Annotated in this window: 16 protein-coding genes; 10 read left to right on the top strand and 6 right to left on the bottom strand. The window is 35.6% G+C overall.

Going from position 1 to position 25,031, the window contains the following annotated elements; translation table 11 throughout:
• The first annotated feature begins 6 nt into the window (after window positions 1–6).
• From EM308_RS04625 to EM308_RS04610, 4 genes are all read left to right on the top strand, one after another.
• Window positions 7–2,400 (top strand): M20/M25/M40 family metallo-hydrolase, encoded by a 2,394-nt coding sequence (locus EM308_RS04625; RefSeq protein ID WP_035635530.1) that lies wholly within the window; start codon window positions 7–9, stop codon window positions 2,398–2,400.
• Window positions 2,401–2,546: 146 nt separating this feature from the next.
• Complete coding sequence (locus tag EM308_RS04620; protein ID WP_070261784.1) at window positions 2,547–3,389, top strand: NAD-dependent epimerase/dehydratase family protein; 843 nt, start codon at window positions 2,547–2,549, stop codon at window positions 3,387–3,389.
• A gap of 5 nt (window positions 3,390–3,394) precedes the next feature.
• Window positions 3,395–4,342: a DMT family transporter gene (locus EM308_RS04615; protein WP_035632876.1), complete on the top strand. Its 948-nt coding sequence runs from the start codon at window positions 3,395–3,397 to the stop codon at window positions 4,340–4,342.
• A gap of 3 nt (window positions 4,343–4,345) precedes the next feature.
• On the top strand, window positions 4,346–6,292 hold the full coding sequence (locus EM308_RS04610; RefSeq protein WP_051877594.1) for a S9 family peptidase: 1,947 nt from the start codon (window positions 4,346–4,348) through the stop codon (window positions 6,290–6,292).
• A 105-nt stretch (window positions 6,293–6,397) separates the two neighbouring features.
• Here EM308_RS04610 and EM308_RS04605 read toward each other — a convergent pair whose 3' ends face one another.
• Window positions 6,398–8,461 carry a M13 family metallopeptidase gene (locus tag EM308_RS04605; RefSeq protein ID WP_035632874.1) on the bottom strand — a complete coding sequence of 688 codons (2,064 nt, stop codon included), beginning with the start codon at window positions 8,459–8,461 and terminating at the stop codon, window positions 6,398–6,400.
• A 134-nt stretch (window positions 8,462–8,595) separates the two neighbouring features.
• Here EM308_RS04605 and EM308_RS04600 point away from each other — a divergent pair, with 134 nt between their 5' ends.
• The 4 genes from EM308_RS04600 (at window position 8,596) to EM308_RS04585 (ending at window position 12,496) form a co-directional block, all read left to right on the top strand.
• Window positions 8,596–9,273: an SCO family protein gene (locus EM308_RS04600; protein WP_035632872.1), complete on the top strand. Its 678-nt coding sequence runs from the start codon at window positions 8,596–8,598 to the stop codon at window positions 9,271–9,273.
• Between the two features lie 71 nt (window positions 9,274–9,344).
• A complete protein-coding gene (locus EM308_RS04595; RefSeq protein ID WP_035632871.1) occupies window positions 9,345–9,581 on the top strand; it encodes a FeoA family protein in 237 nt (78 codons plus the stop codon).
• Between the two features lies 1 nt (window position 9,582).
• Window positions 9,583–11,682 carry a ferrous iron transport protein B gene (gene feoB / locus EM308_RS04590; RefSeq protein WP_035632868.1) on the top strand — a complete coding sequence of 700 codons (2,100 nt, stop codon included), beginning with the start codon at window positions 9,583–9,585 and terminating at the stop codon, window positions 11,680–11,682.
• A 328-nt stretch (window positions 11,683–12,010) separates the two neighbouring features.
• Window positions 12,011–12,496 carry a YybH family protein gene (locus tag EM308_RS04585; protein WP_035632865.1) on the top strand — a complete coding sequence of 162 codons (486 nt, stop codon included), beginning with the start codon at window positions 12,011–12,013 and terminating at the stop codon, window positions 12,494–12,496.
• A 334-nt stretch (window positions 12,497–12,830) separates the two neighbouring features.
• Here the strand turns inward: EM308_RS04585 and EM308_RS04580 are convergent, their stop codons facing one another.
• The 3 genes from EM308_RS04580 to EM308_RS04570 form a co-directional block, all read right to left on the bottom strand.
• Window positions 12,831–13,961, bottom strand: coding sequence for a hypothetical protein (locus tag EM308_RS04580; protein ID WP_035632864.1), 1,131 nt, complete (start codon window positions 13,959–13,961; stop codon window positions 12,831–12,833).
• Between the two features lie 208 nt (window positions 13,962–14,169).
• Window positions 14,170–14,823, bottom strand: coding sequence for a metal-dependent transcriptional regulator (locus EM308_RS04575; RefSeq protein ID WP_035632862.1), 654 nt, complete (start codon window positions 14,821–14,823; stop codon window positions 14,170–14,172).
• 78 nt (window positions 14,824–14,901) lie between these two features.
• On the bottom strand, window positions 14,902–16,773 hold the full coding sequence (locus EM308_RS04570) for an Nramp family divalent metal transporter (protein WP_035632860.1): 1,872 nt from the start codon (window positions 16,771–16,773) through the stop codon (window positions 14,902–14,904).
• Window positions 16,774–16,866: 93 nt separating this feature from the next.
• On the opposite strand from EM308_RS04570, the gene EM308_RS04565 reads away from it, so the two are divergent.
• The gene (locus EM308_RS04565; protein ID WP_051877593.1) at window positions 16,867–17,622 is read left to right on the top strand and encodes a transporter; all 756 of its coding nucleotides are present in this window, start codon (window positions 16,867–16,869) and stop codon (window positions 17,620–17,622) included.
• Window positions 17,623–17,850: 228 nt separating this feature from the next.
• Here the strand turns inward: EM308_RS04565 and EM308_RS04560 are convergent, their stop codons facing one another.
• A complete protein-coding gene (locus EM308_RS04560; RefSeq protein WP_035632859.1) occupies window positions 17,851–20,382 on the bottom strand; it encodes a mechanosensitive ion channel domain-containing protein in 2,532 nt (843 codons plus the stop codon).
• Window positions 20,383–20,746: 364 nt separating this feature from the next.
• Between EM308_RS04560 and EM308_RS04555 the strand changes: the two genes are divergently transcribed.
• Window positions 20,747–21,157, top strand: a complete 411-nt coding sequence (locus EM308_RS04555) for a BrxA/BrxB family bacilliredoxin (protein ID WP_035632858.1) — start codon at window positions 20,747–20,749, stop codon at window positions 21,155–21,157.
• Between the two features lie 101 nt (window positions 21,158–21,258).
• Here EM308_RS04555 and EM308_RS04550 read toward each other — a convergent pair whose 3' ends face one another.
• Window positions 21,259–24,987 carry a PAS domain S-box protein gene (locus tag EM308_RS04550; protein WP_051877592.1) on the bottom strand — a complete coding sequence of 1,243 codons (3,729 nt, stop codon included), beginning with the start codon at window positions 24,985–24,987 and terminating at the stop codon, window positions 21,259–21,261.
• Window positions 24,988–25,031 lie beyond the last annotated feature (44 nt).

Below are 25,031 nucleotides of genomic sequence, written 5' to 3'. Positions count from 1 at the left end.
CACAATATGAAAAAGAATTATTCCTCCATTATAAGCGTTGTCATCATCCTTGGGATTTTGGGACTATTATTTGCTACCCTGATGCCATCGTGGTCAGCTGGCGAGGAAAATAAAATAACGGAATTTTCAACCAGCAGGGCTTTGGAACACGTTAATTCGATTGCCAAACAACCCCATTATGTAGGAACTCAAAACCACGAAGTTGTGGGCGGTTACATTATCCGCGAACTCAAAAAACTGGGTTTACAGGCAACTGTTCAGGAAGGTTACACACTGACTGATTGGGGAAATTTGGTGAAATCCAAAAACATTATGTGTCGCATTAAGGGTTCCAAAGATGGTAAAGCATTGCTGTTACTCTCGCATTATGACAGCGCACCACATTCTTTTTCGCACGGAGCAAGTGATGATGCCTCGGGCGTGGCGACAATTTTGGAAGGCGTACGTGCCTTTTTGAATGCAAAAACCAAACATCAAAACGATATCATTATTTTGTTTACCGATGCCGAAGAATTGGGCTTGAATGGTGCCGCTCTTTTTGTTACTGAACACCAATGGGCCAAAGAAATAGGATTGGTATTGAATTTTGAAGCCCGCGGTTCATCGGGGCCGAGTTATATGCTGATGGAAACCAACAAAGGAAATGCAGGTTTGGTTGCTGCATTTTCAAAAGCCGGTGTATCGTATCCGGTTTCAAATTCGTTGATGTACAGCATTTATAAAATGTTGCCGAATGATACCGATTTAACCGTTTTTAGAGAACAAGGCGATATTCAGGGATTTAATTTTGCTTTTATCGACGGACATTTTAATTACCATACGCAACAGGACGATGCAGCGCATTTGGACAAAAACAGCTTGAAACATCAAGGTTCGTATTTGATGCCATTGCTAAATTATTTCTCTAATGCTGATTTGAACGCCACGGCTTCGACAACCGATGATGTTTATTTTACGATTCCGTTTACGTTTATCAGTTATCCATTTTCCTGGGTAATGCCAATGACATTGATCGCCGCCGGTTTGCTACTTGTTTTGATATTTTTGGCGAAAGCCAAAAGAATGCTGAAGATAAGAGAAATTATGAAAGGATTTTTTCCGCTCTTGGGTGCTTTGATTGTAAGTAGTTTAATCACTTATTATGGTTGGCAGGGATTGTTGATATTGAATTCGCAATACAATGACCTTCTCAACGGATTCACTTACAACGGACACGATTACATTGCCTCTTTTGTATTGTTGAGTATTTCGATTTGTTTTTTCTTTTATAAAGTTGCTTCCAAACCAAAAGTCACAATGATACATTATGTGGCTCCCTTATTGTTTTGGATTGTTTTAAATGCATTCCTTGCCGATAGTTTACGTGGTGCAGGATTCCTTATTATTCCAGTATATTTTGGACTGGTTGCCTTTGCCATTTTTGTTTTCACCCAAAAATCAAATTGGATTGTAAACCTCATTTTGGGTATTCCTGCCTTGCTGATTGTTGCTCCGTTTATCGTAATGTTTCCGGTTGGTTTGGGACTGAAAGTGTTGTTTGGAAGCGCGATTTTGACCGTTTTGCTATTTGGATTGCTTTTGCCTCTTTTTGGAGATTATGTCAAAAAAGGAAGTTGGTCATTATTGTTCTTATTAGCGGCTGTCCTCTTTTTTGCGAAAGCACAATACCATTCAGGTTATGAATCGGGTCAAGCCAAATCCAACAGTTTGGTTTATCTCCATAATGCAAATACCAACAAATCATATTGGCTAACCTATGATACCAATCTCGATTCTTGGACAAAAGGGTATTTGGGCGAAAACCCGAAAGGAGCAAAAATTTTCAATAAGTTGAAGCTGTTCAGTAAATACAATTCAGAATTTACTTATTGTGCAGAAGCGCCGCAGAAAGTCATTGCCGGACCAAGCATTACTTTTCTACGAGACAGCGTGGTGGATTCCAAAAGATATTTGAAAATACAAATCACGCCAAACCGAAAAGTAAACCGCTATGACATTTTTGCTAATGAAATTATGCGTTTTTACAATTTCAAGGCAAATGGAGCAACTACTTTGGGACAAGAAGGAACAGAATTGGATCGAAACGGTCAAAAACTGTTGAGCTATTATGTGGTCAACAATGAGCCTTTGGTATTGCAATTCATTATAAACAAAGCAACAGTTCTCGATATGGATGTAATGGAGAGTTCATTTGATTTAATGACTAATCCGCTGTTTTCGATGACTCCAAGGGAAACTTGGATGATGCCTACTCCTTTTATCCTAAACGATGCAGTTATCATTTCTCAAAAAATAAGAAAAACCCCGAAAGTGATTGCTCCGGTAGTAAATCCTGCGGTATTAAAACCAATAATAAACGAAAATCCAAAGGCAGCAAAAGACACATTGAAAGTGAATTAATAGCTGTTTTTTCTCGCAAAGACGCGAAGGCGCAAAGAAAATGACTCAAAACTTTGCGCCTCTGCGTCTTTGCGAGAATTCAATTGGAAAAACCTTGAGAAAAATTTTGTTCTTTTGCCAACAGCAGAACTATTTACAAAGTACAAATGGCACAAATTAGCATATTGGGTTGCGGTTGGCTGGGTTTTCCTTTGGCGAAAGCCTTACTAACAAATGGTTTTTCGGTAAAAGGTTCTACTACATCTGAAAGCAAACTTCAGGCATTAAAGTCGGCAGGCATCGCCCCATTTTTGATAAACCTCACCCCAACCCTCTCCAATGGAGGAGTCGAATATGGAAATACTATTGCAGACTTTCTCGATGGAAGTGAAACTTTAATTATCGACATTCCGCCTCAATTAAGAGGAAAAAACAACGATGCTTCAACTGCGAATGAAAAGATTTTTGTCGAAAAAATAAAAACACTTATTCCTTATATCCAGAAATCAACTGTCGAGAATGTGCTCTTTGTGAGTTCAACATCGGTTTATGGAGAAATCACTGGAACAATCACCGAAGAAACCCCTCCAAAACCCGATACCGAAAGCGGTAAACAATTATTGGAAGCCGAAATGCTTTTGCAAATGAACTCCAATTTCAAAACAACGGTTCTCCGTTTTGGCGGACTCATTGGCGAAGACCGAAATCCAATTCATTTTTTAGCAGGAAAACAAAATCTGGAAAACCCGAAATCGCCCATCAATTTTATTCATCAGGAAGATTGCATTGGTATTATCCTTAAAATCATCGCATTAAATTCCTGGAACGAAATTTACAACGGCGTATGCCCATTTCATCCAACAAGAGAAGCATATTATACACAAAAAGCAACTGAATTAGCCTTATCTTTACCTCAGTTTATCCATTCTGAACCTTCTGTTAAAAAGTTGATTTTAAGTCACAATATCGAAAAGGTTTTGAACTATGGTTTTATTAAAAACTATCTTTAAATAAATTGAGAACAAAAATTAAGACTGCCTTTAAATCAAAAATACAATCCATTGGACTGCCTATTTTGGCCTTATGCTGGGTGAGCTTTTTTTGGGGAACTACTTGGTTGGCTTCCAAAGAAGCGGTATCACACATGCCGGGTCTGCAGGTCGCCGCCACGAGACAATTTATTGCAGGAATTCTTTATTTGTGTTTCTTTATCTTAAAAAAAACGCCTTGGCCCAAAGGAAAACAATGGAAAAGCATCATCATTCTAAGTTTGCTCAATTTTGTTTTAAGTAATGGCCTCAGTACTTGGGGTGTTAAATTCATTAGCAGTGGATTGGGAGCTATCATTGGGGCGATGGTCCCTGTGTGGATTGTATTTATTAGCATTTTTAAAGGCGAAAGAATTACCAGATTGGCCGTTTTTGGAATCTTGGTTTGTTTTGGTGGCGTTTGTGTCGTTTTTTATGAGCATCTTCTTGATTTTTTGCAACCCAATTTTCGATTTGGAATAGTTCTATCGATAGCAGCAACAATTACTTGGGCTTTTGGCACTTTATATACCAAGAAAAAAGCCGCGAGTTTTAATCCGTATTTTAGCTTGGGATTACAAATGTTTATTTCCAGTATTCTTCTCTATGCGATGATTGGTGCTACAGGAACAGGAATCAGAATTTCAGAAATTCCTGCAAATTCCTGGTGGTCAATTGCTTATTTGGTTATCTTTGGTTCAATATTGACTTTTATTGCTTTTATTTATGCACTGCAAAAACTCCCAACAGAATTGAGCAGTCTTTATGCTTATATGAACCCGATAGTCGCAGTTATTTTGGGAGCTCTCATTTTTGATGAGCCATTAACGATGGCAATTGTCTTTGGCGGAAGCATAACCTTAATTGGCCTGTATCTCATTAATTATGCGATGTATAAAAAGAAAAATTATAATACTAACCTTAATCTAAAGTAATTTATGAAAATCAAATTTTTCGTATTAGTCCCCACTTTCATTGGATTATCATTTGTCTCTGCGCAGCAAAAACAAAATTATGTCTCGCCAAATGAAAATTTAATAACCGAAAACATAGCCTCAATTCCGAGTGAGTTGGCTGGACAGGTTAAAAAATATTCGGAGGCAAGAGGCGCCAGTTTAGCCGAAATTCATCCTTTAAAAAACGAAATCATAATCAACACCCGATTTGGTTCTACTTCACAATTGCATCTTGTGTCAATGCCGATGGGTGCAAGAAAACAAATTACATTTTTTGACGAGCCTGTAAGTGGTGCTTCGTATGAACCTATCAAAGGGGAATATCTTATTTATTCCAAAGATATTGGCGGTAATGAATTTGGACAATTATTCAAATTGGATTTAAAAACACTGCAGTCAACCTTACTAACCGATGGAGGAAAATCGCAAAACGGAGGTGTGACTTGGCGCAAAGACGGAAAAGGATTTTATTATTCCTCTACCAAAAGAAACGGTGGAGACAGGGATATTTATTACATGGATCCAAACAATCCAGCCTCAAACAAGCTTATTCTTGAGGTAAAAGGTGGTGGCTGGGGAATTGAGGATATTTCAAAAGACAATAAACAGTTATTGGTTAGCGAATATATTTCGGCAAACGAATCCCATTTATGGGCTTTGGACACCGAAACTGGCAAACTAACAGAAATTACAGACCGAAAATCAAAAAACATTGTTCAAACCAATGCAAAATATAGCGATAAACAAGACGAAATTTGGTTTGTAACCGACCGCGACAATGAATTTGCACGATTGGCTACGCTAAATTTATCAACAAAAAAAATAACGTATTATACTTCCAAAATTCCTTGGAACGTAGAACAATATTCTATTTCTGAAGACAAAAAAAAGATCGTGTTTGTAACCAATGAAGCAGGCAGAAACAAAATGTATCTTATGAATACTGCTGACAAATCTTATCAGGAAATTAAAAATATTCCGATAGGACTAATTGGAAATGTTGATTTTACCAAAAACAATGAGAACATTTTCTTTTCTGAATCGACAGCCCAAACTTCCTCAGATGTCTTTAAATTAAACTTAAAAAGCGGTAAAATTGAACAGTGGACTGAAAGTGAACTTGGCGAAATGCAACAATCTGATATGGCTACTCCCAAATTCATAGAATGGAAAAGCTTTGATAATTTAACGATTTCAGGTTTTTATTATCCTGCCTCACCAAAATTCACAGGAAAAAGACCCGTTCTTATCAATATCCATGGCGGTCCCGAAGCACAGTCACAAGCTTCGTTTTTGGGTGCCAGTAATTATTACACAAATGAAATGGGAATTTCCATAATTTTTCCAAATGTTCGAGGTTCCGCTGGTTTTGGAAAAACATTTTTGGCAAAAGACAATGGATTTCTCAGAGAGGATTCTGTAAAAGATATTGGAGCGTTACTGGACTGGATTGCACTCCAACCCGAATTAGACAAAGACAGAATAATGATTATGGGCGGAAGCTATGGTGGTTACATGACTCTCGCAACGGCCTATCATTTTGCCGACAAATTAAAATGTTCTGTTGATATTGTTGGAATCTCCAATTTCAATACTTTTCTAAAAAATACCGAGGAATATCGTAGGGATTTAAGAAGAGTCGAATATGGCGATGAAAGAGACGAAAAAATGGCAGCATTTTTCGATAAAATGGCTCCTTTGAACAATACCGACAAAATCAAAAAGCCAATGTTTATCATTCAAGGGAAAAATGACCCTAGAGTTCCTGTAACAGAAGCTATTCAAATGAGAGACAAACTAAAAGCGCAAGGCAACACCGTTTGGTATCTTGAAGCCAAAGACGAAGGTCACGGCTTTAAAAAGAAAGCAAATATCGATTATCAACGCCTTGCTACGATACGATTTATGCAGGAGTATTTATTGAAATAATTCTAGTTCTAGTGGTTAAGTAATAAACACGTTCAAACCTAAAAAAACAAAATCCCATTTGTCAAAACGACAAGTGGGATTTTGTTTTTAAAAATCATAAATCTATTACCAAATCTTGACTCTTTTCTCTGGAGTAACATACATTCCATCACCCTGTTTTATGTCGAATGCCTGATAAAAAGCATCAACGTTCTGAATTGGTACATAAGCTCGATACATTCCTGGGGTATGCGGATCTGTTTTAACTTGGCTTTTTATAGCTTCGTCACGCATTTTTGTTCTCCAAACTGTAGCCCAAGAAATAAAGAAACGTTGTTCTGGTGTATATCCATCAATTAATCCTGGGTTTTTATTAGGTTTCAAAAACAACTGCAAACCATCATAAGCGGCATTTACACCTCCCAAATCTCCAATGTTTTCACCAAGAGTAAACTTCCCGTCCACATGGATTCCCGGAAGTGGCTCCAAAGCACTGTATTGATTGGCGAGTAAACTTCCTAATGCAGTAAATTGTTTTAAATCTTCATCAGTCCACCAATTCACAAGGTTTCCTTCAGCGTTGAAACGGGCTCCGGAATCATCAAATCCATGAGATATTTCATGACCAATTACAGCTCCGATACCTCCATAGTTTACAGCCTCGTCTGCTTTGTAATTGTAAAATGGCGGTTGCAAAATAGCAGCCGGAAATACAATTTCATTATACGACGGATTGTAATACGCATTTACAGTTTGCGGAGACATGTGCCATTCTGTTTTATCAACTGGTTTTGAAAGTTTATCCATGTCGGTTTTGAAATTCCAACGGCTGCAATTCCTCATATTTTCAAAATAACTACCGCCTTCTGCCGGATTTTTTATCACCAATGCACTATAATCCTTCCATTTATCAGGATATCCAATTTTTGGATTAATCGTTTTCAATTTTTGGATTGCTTTAATCTTAGTTTCTGGTGACATCCAAGGCAAATTCTGAATACGGTTCTGATAAGCCAAAACGATATTTTTGATCATTAGGTTTGCTTTTTCTTTGGCTTCAGCCGGAAACATTTTTTCAACATATAATTTTCCCAATGTTTCCCCTATCGTTGTGTTGATAACCTGCAAAGCTCTGTCATCTCTTGGTCTTTCTTTGATTGCGCCCGTTAAGGTTTTTCCATAAAAATCAAAATTGGCGGCTTCTACATTATTGGATAACTCTTTGGCGGTTGCATTAAGAATAGTCCATTTCAGATATGCCTTCCAATCGGCAACTTTGTTTTCTGTAAATATTGCCTGCAACGCTTTCATGTATCTGGGTTGCAAAACATTTATGGTATCTAATTTTTTAAACCCTAAACCTAAAAAATAAGAATTCCACTCTATTGCGGGTGTCATTTTTTGCAAATCGGCAACAGTCATTGGATTGTTTTGCAAACGAGCATCTCTTCGTTCTACTCTATCCAATCGAGAACTGGATAGTGCTGTTTCCAAAGCCAAAATTCTGGAAGCGTTACCTTTAGCCTGCTCCTGATTTTCTCCTATAAGTTGAAGCATTCTGGCAACATGCTGTTCGTATTTTTCTTTTTTCTCTTTAGAATCCTTATCCACAGATGAATAATAATCTTTGTCTGGCAATCCCAGACTTCCCGGCGCTACATTTAAGATGTTTTTATTACTGTCCTTTTTGTCAGCCGCAATTCTCACACCAAAAAAACCAGCAGGAAAAACAGGTTCCAACTCAACCAAAACCTTTTGTAAATCCTTAATGTTTTTCACGTTATCAATTTTAGCCAAATATGGTTTCAAAGGAGCTATTCCTGCCTTATTGCGTGCAACGGTATCCATAATCGTCTTGAAAAGACTTATTGCTCTCCCTTCGTCAGTGTTCGATTTGAAAGCAGGATTTTTGGACGCTTGCTTCAAAATTGCCAAAGCATCTTTGTCTGTTTTTTCTCTTAACTCATTAAAACTTCCCCAAGAAGTTCTGTCCAACGGAATTTCAGTTTTGTCTAACCATGCACCATTCACAAAACGAAAAAAATTATCATTCGGTTTGGCGTTTTTATCCATATAGGAGACATTGATTCCCGGTTCAATCTTTTTTGCAACTGATTGTGCCTGGCTTTCAGACACCCAAATCAGCGCTGGAATCACAAAAAAAAGTCTTTTGATCAATACGTTATTCATTTGTTAAATATTTAGAAATTGTTACAAACATATTTAAAAATTCATTGGTTTGTTAAATTATTTTAAATAAATCTAAAAATTAAATAATCCAAAAAAAGAAACTCCTTTTTGTATTTTTGCACCAAATCATTTTTATGTTGTCAATTTTAAAAAAATACAGAACCTACATTGTTGGTGTATTGATTTTTTCTTCCATAACGATTTACCTGTTTTACGGGGCATTAAAACCCGCTAAAACATTGCCTATCTATAATCCTGCCGATGTAAACCCAGAATTGGTGGACAGCACCGTACAATATGTAAGCAAGTACCACACGATTGCCAATTTTTCTTTTGTGAACCAAAACGGAAAAACAATTACCCAAAAAGATTATGAAGGCAAAGTATATGTAGCCGATTTTTTCTTTACTACTTGTGGTTCTATTTGCCCAAAAATGACCACCAATCTAGTTGATGTCCAAAAAGCAGTGCAGCACAATCCAAAAGTAATGTTGCTTTCCCACACTGTTTTTCCAGAAACAGACAGTGTTCCTGCCCTAAAAGCCTATGCCAAAAAATATGGTGTCATCGATGGAAAGTGGAATCTGGTGACTGGCGACAAAAAAGAAATCTATACCATGGCCCGAAAATCCTATTTGGCAGTAAAACTTGGAAAACCGGAACAATTGTATGATATGGTTCATACCGAGAATTTTGTATTGGTGGACCAAAAAAGAAGAGTGCGAGGTTTTTATGACGGAACAAAGAAAGAAGAAATCCAACGATTGATCGAAGATATTAACTGGCTTTGTGAGAATGAAAAAAATGACTAAATCTGATAATAATCAACATTAATTATAATAAAAAATGTATTTTTGCAATCTTAATTCAATCTAAATAAGCTTTGCAAACAACGATACATTCTCTCAAAAAAGGCCAAAAAGCCATCATACTGGATTTTGATATCGATTCTGTACCATTAAAACTTTTGGAAATGGGCTGTTTGCCGGGCAATGAGGTTGAATTACTTCAAATTGCTCCTTTTGGAGATCCACTATACCTGGATATTAATGGCTCTCATCTTGCCATTCGCGTTGAGACCGCCAAACAAATTGAGATAGAACTCATTAACAACAAATAAAATGAGTTTAAAAAATATCAACGTTGCTTTAATTGGGAATCCAAACGTAGGGAAAACTTCGGTTTTTAACCAACTTACCGGTCTGAATCAGCAAGTGGGAAATTATCCGGGAATTACGGTCGAGAAAAAAATGGGTTTTTGCAAACTGCCCAACAATATCAAAGCCAATATCCTTGATCTACCGGGAACCTACAGCCTGAACGCCAGCTCCATTGATGAAAGTGTTGTAATTGAACTTTTACTAAACAAAAACGACCGTCTCTATCCAGATGTTGCTCTCGTTGTCACCGATGTGGAGAATTTAAAACGAAATTTACTTCTTTATACCCAAATAAAAGACCTTGAAATTCCGACCATTTTGGTCATAAACATGGCCGACAGAATGGAACAAAAAGGGATTAGCCTTGACATTCCTTATCTCGAAGAACAATTAAAAACCAAAATCGCGCTGATTAGTTCCCGAAAAGGACATGGAATTGAGGAATTGAAGAACCAAATTGTCAGTTACAAAACCATTCCAACGGAACCTTGCCTGAATGCATCGGTGATTGATGCAGATTATTTCAATAGTCTTCGTCAGGCATTCCCAAATCAGTTAATGTATAAATTGTGGCTAGTTATTACGCAGGATGTGAATTTTTTGAATTTGGAACGAAATGAAATCCGAAGCACGTTTACCAAATCCCACTCGGATTTAAAGCGTTTGCAACAAAAGGAAACCATTAAGCGATATCAATTCATTAATGAAGTTTTAAAAGAAGGATTAAAAGTAGATTCTAGTGTTGCCAAAGATTTCCGAAGCAAACTAGACCGTATCCTCACACACAAAGTATGGGGCTATGTTATCTTTTTCCTCATTTTATTTGTGATTTTTCAATCTATATTTGAATGGTCCAAAATTCCGATGGATCTCATAGATAGTTCTTTTGCTGCATTAAGCACCCTGTCAGACCAACATTTGCCGCAGGGAATGCTAACCGATTTGATTTCGCAAGGAATAATCCCGGGAATTGGAGGAATTTTGATATTTATCCCCCAAATTGCCTTCTTGTTTTTATTCATCTCCATCCTTGAAGAAAGTGGCTATATGAGTCGAGTAGTTTTCCTAATGGACAAAATTATGCGCCGATTTGGATTATCGGGAAAAAGCGTTGTTCCCTTGATTTCAGGGACAGCCTGCGCCATTCCGGCCATTATGGCCACCCGAAACATAGAAAACTGGAAAGAACGATTGATTACCATATTGGTGACTCCGTTTACCACCTGTTCTGCCCGGCTTCCCGTTTATGCCATTATTATTGGTTTAGTAATTCCTGATACCTACGTAATGGGCGTTTTAAACCTGCAGGGATTAACCTTGATGTTGCTTTATGTCATTGGTTTTGGAATGGCAATATTTGCCGCTTATATTTTGAATATAATTTTAAAAGTAAAAGGCAAAACATTCTTCGTTGTCGAAATGCCGAACTATAAATTACCGCTGTTCAAAAACGTTGCCATCAATGTAGTTGAAAAGACGAAGGCCTTTGTTTTTGGCGCGGGAAAAATCATTTTGGCAATATCCGTCATTTTATGGTTTTTGGCTTCTTACGGCCCAGGAAAAGAGTTTAAAAACGCCGAAGAAATAATAATCGAGAATACCAAAGCACATCCTTTGTCTCCAACAGAATTTAATAATGCCGTAGCTTCACAAAAACTGGAAAACTCATACATCGGTTTAATGGGAAGAGGTATCGAACCCGTTATTTCGCCTTTGGGTTATGATTGGAAAATTGGTATCGCTATAATTAGTTCATTTGCTGCCAGAGAAGTCTTTGTTGGCACTTTGGCAACGATCTACAGCGTGGGCGGAACCGATAATGAAACAACCATCAAAGCCAAAATGGCCGAAGAAATAAACCCCGTAACAGGCCAAAAAATATTCAATTTTGCCTCGGGAATTTCCTTATTGATGTTTTATGCCTTTGCCATGCAATGTGCCAGCACGCTTGCAATTACCAAAAAAGAAACCAACTCCTGGAAATGGCCAGCAAGCCAGCTTATTTTTATGAGTTCGTTGGCTTATCTGGTGGCTTTAATTGCTTTTCAAATCTTAAAATAGTAAGAAATGATTCAGGAAATAATCGCCTTCAGCATCCTTGGAATTGCACTTGCTTTTTTGATTCGAAAATATTTTTTCAAAAAAAAATCCGACAAAAACTGCGGAAATGGCGATTGTGGGTGTAATTAACAAGAGATAAACTAAATCTTCAAAAAAACATCTTTGTTTGTTTTTTTATCAAAAAACATCAAAACAAGCCAAACAAAACTAAGTACGTTAAGGGAAATTACTATTTTCTATCAATAATCACATTACATTCCAATTTTTATATTAAATTTATGTCATTAATATTCAATATTTTAATTTGTAAATTTAAAAACTGATGGTTATGAAAAATTTGTTTAGTAAAGGATTAGTTGTATCTAGTGTATTGTTGGTATTAATTTCCTGTAAAAAAGAAGAATCGGCAGCCTCGGCAATTGATACTAATAAAATCAAAGAAGAAATCCAAGCCAAAGAAAATGAATTTGCCGACACCTATAATTCTGGCGTAATGAAACAAATAGGGTACTTTGCAGATGACGCAGTAACCTTTCCTCAAAATCACGAACCAGTATCTGGCAAATCAGCAATTATTGAATATTTGAAAGCCCATATTGATACTGTTGCAAGAGGCAGAAAAATTGCATTTACAACCAATGAAGTTTTTGTCTCAAAAGATGGCGAACAAGTTGTCGAATTAGGTAGCTATACAATCTCCGACTCTACAAAAAACCTCATCAATTCTGGAAACTACATGACATTATTCGTCAAAAAAGACGGAAAATATTATAGTTTAAGAGACATTAGCACCTCTGATTTGCCAACCGAATAAAAGATACCCCCACCATTGAAAAAGGTTCCCAGAATTATTTTTGGGAACCTTTTTTTATTTTTAAACCTGAAATTTTCCTTCGATTCCGAAATAGCCACAAATTACACAAATTAACACAAATTTGAAAAAAGACATTTTGACTAGGATTTAACATAAGATACGAATTGTTCAGATTTTTTATTTTTGTAAAATAAAAATCTGTGCTAATCTGAAAAATCTGCGTGAAAAAAAATCTATAAAAATCAAATGTGGATTCAGTGTTAAAACACCGGCAAATAAAAAACCCTGATAACCATTTTATCAGGGTCTATTTTATTATCAAATAAATAATCTCTTAACGTCTTCTTCCGCCGCCACCGCCGCTGAAACCGCCGCCACCGCCGCCTCTAAAACCGCCACCGCCACTACTACCGGAACGGTAACTTCCGCCACCAAAACTAGAACTACTGGAACGCGAACTCATAGAGTTACTAGCCGATGGCCTAGAAGACGATGATGATCTGTCTGAAACTGAAGATCTATTACCAGAACCACTGCTACGATCAGAAACAGAACTTCTATCACTAGTTGAAGCTCTATTACCTGTTGAAGCTCTGTCACTCGTTGACGCTCTATTCCCGTCTCGTGATGAGTTTCCTATATTGTTATTATTTCTGCTATTATTAATATTAGTGTTTCTGTTGCCAGTATTTATGTTATTGTGAGAAACCCTGTTTGAGGTGTTTCTATTAAAATTATTATAATTATTGTGACTATGGTGGTTAACATACACATTTGTGTGATGATAGCCATAGCCTCCTCCGTGATAATAATAATGATTGTGACGATAGATTCCCACAGCCATAACAGTAGCAAATCCAAACCAAGGAGGATAATAACCGTAATAATAAGGAGGATAATATGGAACATAAGCCGGTGAGTACACATATTGTACGATAGGAGCCTGTTCTACCACCACTGTTGTAGTCTGAGCCGGAACATTTACTGTAACCGGATTACTTCCCGTATAACCTGGATTTGCTGTTACACCAGCATTTCCTTTTGGACTTGGCTCAACAATATAATCCTTTCCATACAAATCCTTGTCTCCAACAATCTGCATCGAAATTTTCTTGTTTTTGTCTTTAGAAACATAAATAACGGCAACGTCCTGAGTCTCTTTTTTATCTATCGGGTCACGAAGAATAAAGGTAAAATCGTCTCCGTCTTTTTTGGTTTCCACTTTGATAAAATCTATTTTTTTATCTCCGTTCAAATCCAAATTATTGATTTTATTTTTACTATCATTCAAAGACTTTTCAAAGTCCTCTATTGTTTTAGACTTTTGAAAAAGATCCAAAACCGCATAAAGATCTAGATTATCACCGGGCAAACCCAATTCCCCGGTATCACTATCTTGCGCAAAAGCAATTGTACCAAACAAGCTCATTATTATTACTAGGAGTGATAAAAAACGTACTTTCATAATATCCTGATTTTTAATTTGTAATGTAAATATAGCAAACAAAACTTAATAAATTATGTCTTGATATAGAATATATACAGCAATTAAATCAAAATGCGTGCCAAATAGTCAAAACCCTATGTGTCAACTTTTTAACCCTACAAAAGAATGAATAAAATTTTGGATATTAACCTTAAACTTTAGAATTCAGAAATAAAACTGTTTGTAACTAATTCTTTTTTACAAACAAATTACTTGCAATCTTATTCGAAATCACGAATTCGATATCATTAACTTTTATTTTTAAAGATAAATCGAAGGTTTCTTTTCCAATCACTTCAATCCTAGTTCCCAAACCAATTTGTTGCTTATCAAGGTATTTTAAGAAATCTGGAGAATTGTCCTTTACCCCTACGCATATACCCGATTGATTGGATTGCAACTCAGACAACAATTGTTTTTCTATCGCAATAATACGGCCTTGCGCGTCGGGAATTGGATCGCCGTGAGGATCTTCGGTTGGATTTCCGAGAAAATCATCTAGTTTATTAATTAATTTTTCCGATTTAATATGTTCCAATTGCTCAGCAACATCGTGAACTTCATCCCAAGAAAAATCTAGTTTTTCGACCAAAAAAACTTCCCACAAACGATGTTTTCTAACAATCATTTTGGCAGCGAGTTTCCCATTTTCGGTCAGCGAAACACCCTGGTATTTTTTATAGTTAACCAAATCTTTTTCGGCCAATTTTTTGAGCATATCCGTCACGGAAGAAGCTTTGGTTTCCATCGCAACGGCAATGGCATTGGTGCTTACTTCGCTATCGAGATTAGCCGTCAGATGGTATATCGCTTTTAGGTAATTTTCTTCGGAGAAAGTCATTTTTTTATAGATTCTAAGATTCTAAGATTCTGAGATTCTAAGATTTTAAAAAATCTTAGCAACTCAGAATCTCAGCAACTATTTTTTAACAATCAGCAAAGGTATCGAAATTTTATGACGCAGTTTATCTACGGTTGTACCAAAAATCAAATCCTTTAAGCCCGTATGACCGTGAGTTCCCATAACCAATACATCAAAATTTCCATCGTTGATTATCGTTGATATCACCTTCGTTGGTTCGCCGAAACCGAGTTCTGTTTTCACTCGAAATCCTTTTTGCGAAAGCATTACTTCGTATTCCCTCAACAGTTTTTTATCTATTTGCGTTTCATGATCCTCGATATTTTCACCATATACCATTGCTCCAACGGTTTCTACCACGTGAATTAAAGTGTATTTTGCTTCTATTCCGCCCAATTCAAAGGCACTGTTTAAGGCAATTTCATCGGCAAGCGAAAAATCCACAGAAACGGCGATGTTCTTTTTATCATAACTACCCGACTTAGAAAATTGCAGTTTTAAAAGGTGTGGCGAATGATTTTCGATATCCTGTTTTGATTTGGAAATAAAAGGATTGAAAACAATATATAGCAACAATCCGAGAAAAAAAAGTGCCAAAGGAACGACCGTAAACCAAAGTATCGTAGGGTTTTCTGAAGATTCGAGCCAACCACTGATTTCATTAAAAACTAATTTTGCATTTAGCGAAACAATAATAAATGCTATAATCCAAGCGGCTATCTGTGTAGCTTTTGAAATATGAAATCCTTTCATTTTGGTTTTATCGCTTACAAAATGAATTAACGGAATGATTGCAAAACCCAATTGTAAACTCAAAATAACCTGGCTCAAAATCAGCAGTTTTCCCGTTACGCTTTCGCCATAAATTAAAATCACAATAACAGCTGGAACAATCGCAATTAATCGCGTAATAATTCTTCGAACCCAAGGCTGAATGCGTAAATTAAGATAGCCCTCCATCACAATCTGTCCCGCCAATGTCCCAGTAACAGTCGAGCTTTGCCCTGCCGCAATTAAAGCTACCGCAAATAAAACCGGAGCCCATTTGGTTCCTAAAAGGGGTTCCAAAAACCGGTGTGCATCCTGAATCTCGGCCACTTCAAACATACCATTTTTATAAAATGTGGCTGCCGCCAAAATTAAAATCGCAGCATTTACAAAAAAAGCCAAATTCAAGGCAATTGTCGAATCTATAAAATTATATTTCAGAGCTTGCTTGATTCCCTTTGGTGATCGGTCAAAATTTCGGGTTTGCACCAACGAAGAATGCAGGTACAAATTGTGCGGCATTACCGTTGCACCAATAATTCCGATTGCGATATACAATGCATTTTCACTCGGTATCGAAGGCACCAAACCATAAATCACTTTATCCAATTCCGGTTGGGCAAAAATCATTTCGAAAATAAATGAAAAACCAATAATTGCAACTAATACAATTATAAAAGCTTCCATTTTTCGGATGCCTTTATTTATTAAAAACAATAACAAAAAAGTATCCAAAACCGTAATCAAAACTCCTTGTATAAGCGGAATATCAAACAATAAATTGATTCCGATTGCCATTCCCAGCACTTCGGCAAGGTCACAGGCCGCAATCGCAATTTCGGCCAAAAAGTATAAAATGTAATTAATGGGTTTAGAATAGGTTTCTCTTGAAGCTTGTGCTAGATCGCGTTGGGTAACAATTCCGAGTCGTGCGCTTAAACTCTGCAACAGCAAAGCCATTAAATTACTCATCAATAAAACCCATAAAAGGGAATATCCAAATTGACTTCCGCCCGCAATATCTGTTGCCCAATTTCCAGGATCCATATAGCCAACGCTAACCAAATAGGCTGGCCCAAAAAAAGCCAATATTTTTTTGAAAACTGTTGTTTTATTTTGAGTAGCCACCGATTGGTGCACTTCCTCTAGGGATTTAGTCATAGTTAAAAGATTAAAAAACAAATGTATAAAATTTATTTACACAAATGAAATAATTTTTTTAGTTTTGTCTAAAAATAAATTAAACCTAAACTAATGAAAACTGTACTACCAATAATAGCGTCTGTATTACTATATTCTACTTCTTGTTTCTCTCAAGATTTGCCCTCTATCCAAACCGACAGACCTGACCAAACGGAATGCCCATTTATTACACCTACCGGCTATCTTCAATTCGAAAATGGTTTTTCTTTCGAAAAAAATAATTCGAAAAGCACCGTTATGGCTGTTCCTTCGATTTTGACAAAATTTGGAATTAATGACCATTTTGAATTACGTTTAATTACCGAATTCTCTATAGAAGATAATGATTCAAACAAAATTTCGGGTATTAATCCAGTTTTAATCGGATTTAAAACACGTCTTTTGGAAGAGAAAGGAATAATACCAACAACCTCATTCATTGGGCATCTTGGGCTTCCAAATTTAGCTTCGCCAGAATTAAAAGCGACTTATTATAACCCGGAATTTCGTTTCACTATGCAGCACACTCTTTCACAAAAACAAACTTTAAGTTACAATCTGGGTGCCGAATGGGACGGATTTACACCGGAACCAACATTTATTTACACTCTGACAACAGGGTACTCTTTTACTGAAAAAATTGGTGGATACATCGAATTCTTTGGATTTATTCCGCAAAAAGGAAAGCCAGACCACAGATTCGACGGAGGATTGACTTATTTATTCAATCCAAATCATCAATTGGATGTTTCGGCAGGTTTTGGGCTTTCCAAAATTTCTCCGGAATATTATGTTGCGTTGGGATACTCGTTCCGATTTAAGATATAATCGCATTTGAAAGTTGGACAGTTTAATTTTGAACAAAAAACTTAATTAAACGCGTTGGCCGCAATTAATTTATAATATATAAGTCATACAAGTTTTTTCAATTCAATATTCAGATTAAGGTTAAAAGAGATTATAAGTAAAACTTTTTTGGAAACAAAAAGAAGTCCTTGAAAGAACTATCCATTTTACTTTATTTTGTTTCAACTAGAAACTTATATGACTTATATGTTAAAAACTAATAATCGTTTTTCTTGCCACCGGTTTCTTTTGTATTTTCTTGTTTAACATATATATATCTTCTTTTGGAAAAGGAATTTCTATATTATTTTCTCTAAAGACAGCATCGATTGCTATAATTAATTCGCTTTTTACATCGCTGGAAAAATCAATATGACTCACCCAAAATTTGACAACGATATTAATGGCGCTACTGTTGAATTCGGTTACCCAAACAATCGGTTCGGGATTTTGTAATACCTCAGAATTGCTTTTTAATATATCAAACAATAACGTTTTGGCTTGTTCCAAATTTGTTCCAAAAGCAACTCTTATGGCAATGTCTGTTCTTTTTTTATTACTTGACAATGTCCAATTGGTAAGATGTTGACTTAGTAAATCTCCATTGGGAATCACAACATCGGCACCATCAAAACTAGTCACGACACTGCTTCTTATTCCTATCGATTTCATTTTGACCATTTGCCCGCTTATTTCAATAACATCTCCAATATTTACAGGTTTTTCAAAAGCTATTATAAGACCGCTGACTAAATTGTTTACCAAAGTCTGCAAACCAAATCCAATCCCAACTCCCAGAGCACTAATAATTATTGTCAATCGGTCAATGGGAATTCCACTTGATATAAAAGCGAGGCTCAATCCTACTGTGAAAATTGTAATTTGAACAAGCAACAACCAATTTCCAAATTTATTTCCTCTTGAATTATTAGATGAAGCAAAAGTATTGCTCGTTAAAAAAGAAACAATCTTTGCAATAAAAACAGCCGTAATAAGAATAAAAAAGAAAAGGAATATACTTTTAAAAGAATAATTAATGTCGCCTACAGTTCTTGTCATTGTAAAAAATTCGACAACAGGATCTACAATAGAATGAAAAAAATAGGAACTTTTACTGATAGTTATCAGCCAACACAAAATGAATAAAATATTTGTTTTTGGATTAAGAGCATTATCTTCCAAATGGTCTATATCCATTTGTCGTTCCTGATCACTTTCTTTTAAAAAATCAGAATAATTAATAATGTCAAAAATTAAACGATAGGTGTTTACAAAAAGATAATACATCAAAATTGTAGTTGCTCCTACAATCATTAGCAATTTCCCAAAATTATAATTGTTCTCAAATATGATAAATAACATTGCTGCTATTTCAAATAAAATAACGGTATAAAGAGTGTACCGAAACATTGGATTAATATACCCAGTATCCTTTTTTAAGATATAAAAATTAAATGCTGCTATCCCAAAAGATAACAATAAAATTAAAAAGACTTCTTTTACGGAATGCAAGAGTATGTTGTTGTCAAAGAGTGCCAGAAAAATAAAAATGAAATAAATTCCCCAAACCGCCATTTCCTTCTTGCCATAATAATCTTTATTTGCAATGGTCAATGCTATCATCGAAATAAGCCAAACAAGAGCTGTAAAAGCAAACGGAGGAAAGGCAAAGGAAAAATTGAACAGTGTAAAAGATATTAAAACAGAACAAGCTATAGGATGCTTAAAAATTTTCTTGGACAGCTGAATATCATAATAAAGATTTCCATTTTTATATTTATTTTTCAGCGTTATTAAGTAGGCAATCAAAGCCAAAATAAATAAAAACATCCATAAAATGGTATTGATATGGTTTGAAATAAAAAAAAGCAAAACAATAACTTCTTTACTCAAAGAATAATAGAACGACTCATAAAACGACATTTTATTAGAACTTGGTTTAAAGATATTACCGTCAGGAGATAACAAATTAACAAACTCATTTTTTCTGATATTGTCGGTTTCGATGACATCTTTTTGAAGGTCATTCTTAAAATTACTTGCGATGATCTGAATTTTAATGATGCTGTCCAAAGCATCCTTAAACCTTTTATTCAACAAATTTACATCAGAGCTCATTTGACTGTATCTGTCATAATACAATCTCCTATTCAATTGATCTTTTGGGAGTATAAAAAGAGCATCTTTGATAGTTAAGGAATCGATCTTGCTCTGCATTTCGCTCAATTCAGTTCTATTCTTATTGATTTTTGCAAGCTGAATTTCAATTCGCGCTTGTAATTCTTTTAGCATTACCGAAGTAACTGTAATATTTCTAAGGGTTTGGAACTCATTTTTATTTTGAATTATACCATCAATAGCCGTTTTTTTTAATTTAATGACATAGTCTAATTCTGAGGTAAATCCTTTGTAATCAATACCCGTTTTTAATGTAATATCAGCCGTTTGAATGTTTTTATAAATTGCATCAAATAACAAACTATGCTCCTTGTTGATTTTATTTTCTTTAAAAAGAAGATGACTGTTTTTCTCATTTCTTTTTAGCATGCTTTCAATACTATCCCCTTTATTTTCTTGTGTTTTTTTACCTTTTGAAATAACATTACTATTAATTTCATTAGCATAACAAAGCGAAATATGCAAAAAAGCAATAACAAGAATACTTATTGTTTTTAAAGTAAAATGACTGATTTTGGATTTTTTTGGAAACGTATTATTGTGTTTTACATCAAAAGACTTCATCAATACTGAAATTTAAAAGGTTACGCCTAATTTAGCTCAAAAAAAATTAAGATTTAACAGCTTTATTAATAAAAATGTAAAATCATTTTTTCACACTATATTTTAACACAGAATCCGTAATAGAATTTTATTGATTCTTTTTTCACGCAGAATCCGCCGATTTACGCCGATTTTTATGCTTTTAAGCAATTAATAAATCAGTTTTAATCCGTTTAATCTGCCTCATCTGAGTCCCATTGCGTAATCTTGATTTAATATTATCCCTTGAATATCAAACTATAACAAAACTTTATAATTCAAACCTATATGTTGATTTGAAACTTTGTAACTTTGCATTACAAAAGTTAAACTTAAAATAAAAAATATGTATCCAGAAGAAATGGTAAAACCAATGCAGGCTGAATTGACAACTGCAGGTTTTCAAGATTTACATACTGCCGAAGAAGTTAATAATGCAATAAAATCAGAAGGTACAACATTTGTGGTTGTAAATTCTGTTTGTGGTTGTGCTGCAAGAAATGCACGTCCAGGAGCAGTTATGAGTTTAGAAGGCGCAAAAAAACCAGATCATTTAATCACAGTTTTTGCTGGAGTTGATAAAGAGGCCGTAACTGCCGCAAGAGAGCATATGTTCCCTTTTCCTCCGTCATCTCCAAGTATTGCTTTATTCAAAAACGGTGAATTGGTTCACATGTTGGAGCGTCACCACATTGAAGGGCGCCCAGCAGAAACAATTGCTGAAAACCTAAAAGATGCTTTTAACGAATTTTGTTAAGCATTAAATGATTTTAAACAAAAAACCACGCAAGTTGCGTGGTTTTTTGTTTATTTCTAAAATCGGTATTTAGTGATAATACCTTTAATTAATGACACTTATTACTTCCTTTCAACAGAAGAAGCTTTAATCTTGTTCAAATCCAGCTTTAATTGTTCTTCTATTTCTTTACTTAATAAGATAGCCTCATCAATCCATAATAAGCATTCGGTCAGATTTGTTTTCTTCTGTGCAGCAGTCTCAATTTTTAAGAGTAATTCATACAGCGAGGTCTCCTGAAATAATCCTACAGGGCTTTTTGCTTTATGGGTCTTCTCATAAACTTCTTCCCAATTGCCTTCCTTTGCGCTTTCTCTGACATTATCCAACAACACAGGAACCGTCTCAAGATAAGTGAGCACAATTTCTTCAGAATAATCAGGATCTCCCAACTCTTCCAACCAGCTTAAGTTATAGAATTGTTTTTTCGTTACATCATTCTTCTGTATTGGTTCAGGATTTTTATTTTCATCTGCTTTTTCAACAAACTGCTGAACAATTTCAAAAAACTTTTGAAACTCAAAAGGCTTTGACAAATAACCGTTCATGCCTCTTGACAAACATTTGTCTGCCTCACCCATCATCGCCGATGCGGTCATCGCAATAATTGGGATGTTTAGTTTTAAATCATTGCGAATACGGTCTGTTGCAGAAAAACCGTCCAATATCGGCATTTGCAGATCCATTAATACCAAATCGAAATTACTATCATCCTTTAATTGGTCTACAGCCACTTGACCATTTTCTGCAACCACAATATGGCCTCCTGCTTTCTGAACCAATTTGGTTACCAATTTCTGGTTGACCTCCTGATCTTCTGCCAACAAAATTCTCAATCCTTCCAATGTCTTGCTATCCCATTTTGACTGCGCTTTTTTGACTGCAACATCTCCATCATTTCCAATACCTAACGGTAACCTAAAGCTGAAAGTAGAACCTTTACCCAATTCACTTTCAACCGTAATACTACCGCCCTGCAACTCAATCAAATGTTTAGTAATAGAAAGTCCCAAACCTGTGCCTCCGTACTTGCGAGTAATGTTGCCTTCGGCCTGTGTAAACGACATAAATATTTCGTCGACTTTGTCACTTGCTATACCAATACCCGTATCCTTCACGGCAGCCAGCAGTACAATTCCTGATAGAGTCTTTTCATAAGAAATTGCAATCCGAAGTTCCCCTTGATGCGTAAATTTTACAGCATTACCAACCAAATTATTAAAAATCTGCTTCAAGCGGAGTGAATCGCCTACTAAGACTTTGGGAATGTTTGAGTCCATGTCAAATTCCAATCTGGTGTTGGGCTTCAACATCGGCCTAAAATTATAAATTACGTGCCTTACCAGTCCTTCCAAATCAAAATTTACTTGCTCAAAAGTAAGTTTCCCGGCATTTATCTTAGAAAGATCCAATATATCATTTACGATACTCACTAAATTTTCTCCGGAAAAACTAATTGCATTGGTGAGTTCAAGTTGTTCAGTATTCAGATTTGTATCCATTAACAAGCGATTCATGCCGAGGATACCATTCAATGGTGTTCGCATTTCATGACTGATATTGGCAAGGAAGGCCGTTTTCAGTCTTTCACTTTCTTCAGCTTTTTCCTTGGCAATTATTAATTCACTTTCGAATTTTTTTTGCGCGGTGATATCCTGAATCGCACCTGTCATCTTGATGGGATCTCCGTTCTCATCAAATATCAACAGGCCCCTGCCGTGAATCCATCTTTCGGCTCCGTCGTTTCTTCTTATGATTTTGTATTGTTTGCTAAATTTCTTTTTCTGAGCAATTACATCATAAAAATACTCCTCAATTTCTTTTTTATAATCGGGATGGATGAATGTCTTATAGTCATCTAAGTTTTTTATACTATTGTTATCGATTCCGAAAATTAAATTTATTCCTTCCGATGTTTGCCAAACCTCGGTATTGAGATCAATCTCATAGCTGCCAATACGCCCTACTTTTTGTGATTCTTTTAAAAACTGCTCACTTTTTTCCAACCGTTCGGCGGCCAATTTACTTTCGGTAATATCTCTAAGCAGTCCGGCAACTCTATATGGGTTTCCTAACTGGTCTGTGTATGCTCTCGCAGTAGTCTCTACCCATCGTTCGGCCCCGTCATTAGGCCTGATGATTTTGTATGCGAGTTCTGTATCTATATTTTGAGAAATGACTATTTGACGATACTGAATCACTTTGTCAATAGAGTCAGGATGAACTAGTTTCATCCAACCCTCCATATCTGTCACATAACTCTCGTCGATTCCCAATATTTCTTTGGAAATTTCGGACAATTTATAAATTCCTGTTGCTAAAGAAAGATCAAAGCTTCCAAGTCGACCGATTCTTTGCGCTTCACTCAAACGTTCATCAGCAATTTTACGCTTACTGATATCACGAGTGAGTCCAAGATGAACCATTTCTCCATCGAGCATCATTGGAACGGCAACCGTTTCCACCCATCTTTTGGTTCCTTTTAGTCCGACTATTTCAAATTCAAGCTTTTCGTGATTTCCTTTAATAACTTGTTTGTGTAAATTAATAAACGCTTCCTTATAATTAGGTTCGATTAAATCGAATACACAAGCTCCTTCGACCTGTTCCATTGAGTCAGCTTCAATCATTTCCAATCCAATCTGATTCATCAATATAAGATTGCCTGTAGCATCTACTATTTTAATGCATTCCGGTTGGTTTTCAAAGATGGTATGCAGCAGATTTTCAGATTTGGCAAGCTTTTCTTCAATTTTTTTACGTTCAGTAATATTTCTCATAATGCCATTTATATAAGATGGATTGTTGTTCTCGTCAAACATCCATTTTGCGGTTAAGGAAACATGGAGTAACTCGTTTTCTTTGGTTTTAAACGTCACTTGAACATCATTACATTCTCCCGCTTCCCCCATTATATTTAATACCATTTTCCTTTCCTCAGGATTCGCATACAAAATGGTGCTTGGGGCCCCTATAAGTTCCAGCCTGTGGTATCCAAATACATTAACAGAATTTGAGCTTATTTCCAGAAAATTCCCGTTTAAATCTGCTTGGTACAATATATCTTGTACATTGTCTATAATTTCCTTGAATCTGTTTTCGCTTCTGTTTAATTGATTTTTTATCTTTTTTACTCTTTGAAGTTCATTATTTAAAAGTTTATTGTTCAGTTTAATTTTAAGATACCCAAAAAAGACTATCAAAGTGAGTATAAGTAAAATAGACGCTTGAGTCATTTGATAAATAATATTGGAGTACCATCCTTGAGCATCAAAGTTCATTCCAAAAACTGCTATTATTTTTTGAGTAACTGGATCTTTTATCGGGACAAGGACGCTAACCCATTTTCCCCATCTGTCTTTAACAGCATTAGTTATAATGGTTTTATCTTCATTAAAAGAATCATAATATGCCTTTTCGGCTTCAGTAAATTCTTGCCCCGGGGGGGAATAGTCTCGTGAACCAACTGATTCACCACCTACCATAAAATAGAGTTTATCGTTTTTTAATGTGTACAAATAAGCAAATCTCACCTGAGGATTTTGATTTGCATTTACTAAAGACCGAAGATCACCATTAAGATACTGGTACTCTGCAGTGTGTATATCACTGGCTTGTACTTTCAACTTTTGTAAATCAGATGTATGTATCATCGCTGCGGCAGATTTTGCGATTTGAATCGCTTTTCTGTCCAATTTATCTTTGGTATTTACCCATGTGAAACAGAGATAGATTACCCCGAAGAAAATGATAAGAGGTAATCCTACCTTTTTTTTAATTATTTCATCCATAAAATTGAAAAAATTGAAAAAACGTTTTTTACAAAAAAGTCACT

It is taken from the genome of Flavobacterium gilvum, assembly GCF_001761465.1.
GTDB classification, from domain to species: Bacteria; Bacteroidota; Bacteroidia; order Flavobacteriales; family Flavobacteriaceae; genus Flavobacterium; species Flavobacterium gilvum.
This window is presented reverse-complemented; position numbering and strand designations above follow the sequence as displayed.